This window comes from Variovorax sp. 20P10.2.4, from assembly GCF_058244205.1.
The window spans coordinates 1-4846 of the sequence record NZ_JBZAYE010000550.1; the positions used below are offsets into that span (position 1 = coordinate 1).

Sequence of the window (4846 nt, forward strand, 5' to 3'; positions counted from 1 at the left end):
CCGCGGCCTGCATGCCCGCGAGGAAGGCGCAGCCCAGCGAGGTGCTCGCGATCGGGAGCCGCGAGCCCGGCAGGATGCGCCGGAAGATCCCGAGCCGGCTCAGGCGCACCGATTCCAGGTAGACCATCTCGAGCTGGTCGGCCACCGCGAGCCCGACGTTGACGCGCCGGCCCTCGGCCAGCGCGCGCATCAGCGGCAGCGCGCGTGCCAGCGTGGCCTCCGAACTGCGGAAGGACAGCGCGAGGCTCAGGCAGGCGGCCGTGAGGCGGTAGCCGCGCTGCTCGAGGTCGTAGGCGAGAAAACCCGCATCCACCAGCGAACGCGTGAGCCGGCTGACCGTGGGCCGCGGCAGCTGCGTGCGGTCGGCCAGCTCGGCGTTGGTCAGCACGTCCACGCCATGCCGGAAGGCGCGCAGCAGCGCGAGGCCGCGTTCGAGCGAATGGCTGCCGGGCGTGCTGCGCACGAAGGTGCCGGTGGCCTGCGTGCGGGCGCGCGTCGAGCCGGCGGTGGAGGGGCGGGGCGTGGCCATGATTTCGTTCTCCGAAATTCTAAGGTTGTCGCCGCCGGAGCCCGCCGGAATACTGGCCGCATGCCCATCGCAGGGCGCAACGGACCAGGAGACACGCTTGGATTTCACGCAACTGAGGTACGCGGCGATCGGCCGCGTGGCCTCGATCACCTTCGACCGGCCCGACCGGCTCAATGCCTGGACACCCATGCTCGAGGCCGAGCTGCGCGCGGCCGTCGCGCATGCGGAAGCCGACGACGCGGTGCGCGCCATCGTGCTCGGCGGCGCCGGCCGCGCCTTCTGCGCCGGCATGGACATGGCGGTGCTGTCCGACCCCGGCCGGCCACCCGTGCCGCAGGCCGAGTCCGATGACGACGCGGCGCAGCGCTACGGCTACCTCGGCGCGCTCGCCAAGCCACTGATCGCCGCGATCAACGGCGCGGCCGCGGGCGTGGGCCTGTGCATCGCGCTGCATGCCGACCTGCGCTACGTGGCGGCCGGCGCGAAGCTCACGCTGCCCTATGCGCGCCGCGGCCTGGTGGCCGAGCACGGCACGGCCTGGCTGCTGCCGCGGCTGATCGGGCCGATGCATGCGGCCGACCTGCTGCTGACCGGCCGCACCCTGCAGGCCGAGGAAGCCGATCGCATGGGGCTGGCCTGCCTGCTGCCGGCCGAGGGCTTTCTCGATGCGGTGTTCGCGCGCGCCACCGAGATCGCCGAGCTGAGTTCGCCGCGCGCGGTGCGCATCATCAAGCGGCAACTGGTCGAGGCCCGCTACCAGACCCTCGGGCAGGCCACGCGCGTGGCCGACCGCGAGATCGCGGCCTGCCGCGACACCGAGGATTTCCAAGAGGGCGTGCGGCATTTCGTCGAGAAGCGCGCGCCCCATTTCACGGGACGCTGAACCATGACGGACGACACGAACAGCAGCACCGCGCTGCCGCTGGCCGGCATCAAGGTCATCGAGCTCGGACAGAACATCGCCGGGCCCTACGCGGGCGAGATCCTGTCCTCGCTCGGCGCCGAGGTGGTGAAGATCGAGCGGCCGGGCACGGGCGACGACGCGCGCGGCTGGGGGCCGCCGTTCTGGCGTGGCACCGCGACCACCTTCCAGGCCATGAACCACGGCAAGAAGAGCATCGCGCTCGATCTCAAGGACCCGGCGCAGGCGCAATGGCTGCGCGAACGCGCGGCAGAAGCCGACGTGTTCGTGCAGAACATGCGGCCCGGCTCGCTCGAGGAACTGGGGCTCGGCCCGGATGCGTTGCGCGCGCTCAACCCGCGGCTGGTGTATTGCTCGCTCTGGGCCTTCGGCCACAAGGGGCCGATGCGTCTCGCGCCGGGCTACGAGCCGATGGTGCAGGCCTTCGCGGGCATCTTCAGCATCAACGGCGCCGAGAGCGGGCCGTCGGCGCGCGTGGGCATGCAGGTGCTCGACCTCGGCACCGGCGTCTGGGCCGCGCTCGGCTGCATCGCGGCATTGCTGCGCCGCGCTTCGACCGGGCAGGGCTGCGTGGTCGACACCTCGCTGTTCGAGACCGCGCTGGGCTGGCTGCAGGTGATGATGGCCGGCTTCCATGCCACCGGGAAGCAGCCCGAGCGGCACCGCAGCGGTAATCCCAACGTGGTGGTGTTCCAGGCGCTGCCCACCGGGGACGGCGAGATCGTGGTGGCCGCGGCGAACGACCGGCTGTTCGCCAAGCTGGCGCGCGCGGCCGGCCACGAGGAATGGACGCGCGACGAGCGCTTCGCGAGCAATGCGCTGCGCGTGCAGCACAAGGCACTGCTGATCCCCGCGCTCGAGGCGGTGTTCCGCACGCGCTCGACGCAGCAGTGGCTCGAGGCGCTCGAGGCCCTGGGCATTCCCTGCGCGCCGATCCAGGACTTCGCGCAGGTGCTCGCGCAGCCGCAGACCGAGGCCATCGGCATCTTCCAGACCATTCCCGGCGAGGAGCTGCGCATCGTCGGGCTGCCGCTGTCCTTCGACGGCGAGCGGCCGCGGGTGCGGCATCGCGCGCCCGGCGTGGGCGAGCACAACGAGGCGCTCGGCGCGAAGGCCCCCGGCTGAGCACGCCCGCCCTTCCAACGACACGAACAACAGGAGACGACATGCAGAGAAGACAGTGCCTCGCCGCGCTCGCGGCCTTGCCGTTCGCGGCCGCGATGGCGGCGGACAACCACAAGCCGATCCAGATCGTCGTGCCCTTCGGCCCCGGCGGCTCGGGCGACATCTCGGCGCGCATGCTGGCCGAGTTCCTCACGCGCAAGACCGGCCGCGCGGTGGTGGTCGACAACCGCCCCGGCGGCAACGGCATCATCGGCGTGGAGGCGGTGCGCAATGCGCCGGCCGACGGCTCGGTGCTGCTGCTGGCCACCACCTCCACGCACCTGGCCAATCCCAGCCTGTTCCGCAAGCTGCCCTACGACCCCGGGCGCGACTTCCGGCTGGTCGGCTCCTTCGGGCCCGGCTCCACCTACATGCTGGTGCGGCCCGACGCGCCCTACAGGACGCTGCAGGACTTCGTCGCCGCCGCGAAGAAGGCGCCGGGCACGATCAACTACGGCCACTTCAACGCCACCTCCAAGGTCACGGCGGCGCTGTTCGCGCACGAGGCCGGCATCGAGCTCGCGGCGATTCCGTACAAGCAGGTGAGCCAGGCGATGTCGGAGCTGATCGCGGGCCAGATCCAGGTGGTGTTCACCGACACCGTGGCCGGCGATGCCTTCGTGGCCTCGGGCCAGTTGCGCGCGCTCGCGGTGCACAGCGACGCGCGGCTCAAGCGCTATCCCGAGCTGCCGCTGATCGCCGAGAGCTATCCGGGCTTCAGCATCCGCGGCGGCTTCCTCGGCATCGCGGTGCCGGCCGCCACGCCGGCGGCGGTGCAGCAGCAGCTCAACCAGTGGATCAACGAAGCCGTGACCACCGACCCGATCCGCGCGCGGCTCGAGGGTTTCGCCTTCGCGCCCGCGAAGGTCAGCCTGGCCGAGCTCGCGAGCTTCGAGCGCCAGGAGCGCGAGAAGTGGAAGGGCTACGTCGACATCGCGAAGCTGGAGGTGCAATGAGCGCGGTCGCTTCGCTGGATTCGGGCCATGGGCACGTGGCGCTGCTCGAACTGCGGCGCGCGCCGTTCAACTACCTCGACGTGGCGCTGCTGCGCGAACTGGCCGACCGGCTCGCGCAGCTCGATGCCGATCCCGATTGCCGCGCCGTGGTGCTCGCCGCGGAGGGCCGGGCCTTCAGCGCGGGCGCCGACTTCAGCGGCAAGGACGATTCGCGCGACCCTGCGCCGCTCTACGAGCAGGCCATGCGCCTGTTCGGCAACGCCAAGCCGCTGGTGGCCGCGGTGCATGGCCCGGCCATCGGCGCCGGGCTCGGCCTCGCGCTGGCGGCCGACTTCCGCGTGGGCTGCGCCGAGGCGCGCTTCAGCGCCAACTTCAACCGCCTCGGCTTCCACCCGGGCTTCGGCCTGAGCCTGACCTTGCCGCGCCTAGTCGGCGCGCAGCAGGCCGCGCTGCTGTTCTACACCGGGCGCCGCATCGGCGGCGAGGAGGCGCTGCGCATCGGGCTGGTCGACCAGCTGGTGCCGGCCGATGAAGTGCGCACCAGCGCGCTGGCGCTCGCGGCCGAGATCGCGCTGTCGGCCCCGCTCGCGGTGGAATCGACGCGCGCGACCCTGCGGCGCGGCCTGGCCGAAGCGGTGGCCGCGGCGAACCGGCACGAGCGCGAACTGCAGTGCGTGCAGTTCGCGAGCGAGGACTTCAAGGAGGGCGTGCAGGCCATGGCCGAACGCCGCGCGCCGCGCTTCTTGCGCCGTTGAGCGGCAGGGGCAAAAAGGTATCGGGCAGGGCGCAAGACCTCATCAGCGCGCGTTAAGGGTTTACCCTAAAATCGGGCTTTGCCCGCGCTCGCCGGGCATCCCCCCAGGAGCTCCGGCCTTGAACGCCCCACCATCCGCCCTCGAAGGCGCGGACACCCCCGCCATTCCGCCCGTCTCGTCGGCCCAGTTCCTGCGCGCCGTGCTCGCGCTCGGCGTCGGCGGCTTCGCCATCGGCACCGGCGAGTTCGTGATCATGGGCCTCTTGCCCGAGGTCGCGAACGACATCGCCGTCAGCATCCCGCAGGCCGGCCACGTGATCAGCGCCTATGCGCTCGGCGTGGTCATCGGCGCGCCCGTGCTCGCGGTGCTCGCGGCCGGCTGGCGTCGCCGCGCCTTGCTGATCGCGCTGATGGCCGTGTTCGCGGCCGGCAACTTCGCGAGTGCCATGGCGCCCGGCTACACCTCGCTGAACCTGCTGCGCTTCGCGACCGGGCTGCCGCACGGCACCTACTTCGGCGTG

General features: G+C 71.9%; 6 protein-coding genes. 5 read left to right on the forward strand and 1 reads right to left on the reverse strand.

Annotation, left to right across the window (positions count from 1 at the left end):
• The coding region (locus AC27VN_RS32670) for an IclR family transcriptional regulator (RefSeq protein ID WP_490879251.1) at nt 1-529 on the reverse strand (529 nt) is incomplete at its 3' end.
• A 97-nt stretch (nt 530-626) separates the two neighbouring features.
• On the opposite strand from AC27VN_RS32670, the gene AC27VN_RS32675 reads away from it, so the two are divergent.
• From AC27VN_RS32675 to AC27VN_RS32695, 5 genes are all read left to right on the forward strand, one after another.
• Nucleotides 627-1412, forward strand: coding sequence for an enoyl-CoA hydratase-related protein (locus tag AC27VN_RS32675; RefSeq protein ID WP_490879252.1), 786 nt, complete (start codon nt 627-629; stop codon nt 1410-1412).
• Between the two features lie 3 nt (nt 1413-1415).
• Nucleotides 1416-2576 (forward strand): CaiB/BaiF CoA transferase family protein, encoded by a 1161-nt coding sequence (locus AC27VN_RS32680; RefSeq protein WP_490879253.1) that lies wholly within the window; start codon nt 1416-1418, stop codon nt 2574-2576.
• Between the two features lie 41 nt (nt 2577-2617).
• A complete protein-coding gene (locus AC27VN_RS32685; RefSeq protein WP_490879254.1) occupies nt 2618-3571 on the forward strand; it encodes a Bug family tripartite tricarboxylate transporter substrate binding protein in 954 nt (317 codons plus the stop codon).
• Nucleotides 3568-4326 (forward strand): enoyl-CoA hydratase/isomerase family protein, encoded by a 759-nt coding sequence (locus tag AC27VN_RS32690; RefSeq protein ID WP_490879255.1) that lies wholly within the window; start codon nt 3568-3570, stop codon nt 4324-4326. Before AC27VN_RS32685 ends, AC27VN_RS32690 begins: the two co-directional genes overlap by 4 nt.
• Before the next feature lie 118 nt (nt 4327-4444).
• The coding region (locus AC27VN_RS32695; RefSeq protein WP_490879256.1) for an MFS transporter at nt 4445-4846 on the forward strand (402 nt) is incomplete at its 3' end.

What these genes read in the sequence shown, in the direction of transcription:
- AC27VN_RS32680 (WP_490879253.1), top strand. Translation starts at nt 1,416, where the DNA reads ATGACGGACGACACGAACAGCAGCACCGCGCTGCCGCTGGCCGGCATC.
- AC27VN_RS32685 (WP_490879254.1), top strand. Translation starts at nt 2,618, where the DNA reads ATGCAGAGAAGACAGTGCCTCGCCGCGCTCGCGGCCTTGCCGTTCGCG.
- AC27VN_RS32690 (WP_490879255.1), top strand. Translation starts at nt 3,568, where the DNA reads ATGAGCGCGGTCGCTTCGCTGGATTCGGGCCATGGGCACGTGGCGCTG.